The sequence below is a fragment of the Corallococcus sp. AB049A genome (assembly GCF_003668885.1).
Classification (GTDB): Bacteria; Myxococcota; Myxococcia; order Myxococcales; family Myxococcaceae; genus Corallococcus; species Corallococcus interemptor.
In genome coordinates, this window is sequence record NZ_RAWL01001349.1 from 1 (window position 1) to 404 (window position 404).

A 404-nucleotide genomic window follows, 5' to 3' on the forward strand; every position below is an offset into this window, starting at 1 on the left:
CAGCGTGACACGCGGCGCAAAAGCCGACGGCGGGTCCTGGAAAATCTTCTGGTATTTCACCGCGGCTAACTGGCGGTCGCGCACCACATCCCCGCTGTCAGCGGCAAGCAGCCCGAGCAGGATATCGCCGAAGCTGCTCTTGCCACAGCCGCTGGGGCCGGTAATGCCAATCACCTCCCCGGCATGGACGCGCAGTGACTGGTCGCTGAACAACTGACGGCCTCCGCGCGTGATACTCAGGTTATGGGCTTCCAGCACCACGTCACGCGCGTGTGCAGCAGGTAAACGTGCGGCCCAGCGAGCCGGATCGGCAGCCAGCAACGCCTGGGTATAAGGATGCTGCGGCTTCGTCAGTACCTGCTCTGCACTGCCGCGCTCGATGATTTCACCGCGCAGCATCACTG

Annotated in this window: 1 protein-coding gene; it reads right to left on the bottom strand. The window is 63.6% G+C overall.

Annotated features, from left to right (window positions below):
• A partial coding sequence (locus D7X55_RS47190) for an ATP-binding cassette domain-containing protein (protein ID WP_121725802.1) occupies positions 1-404 on the bottom strand: 404 nt, incomplete at both ends.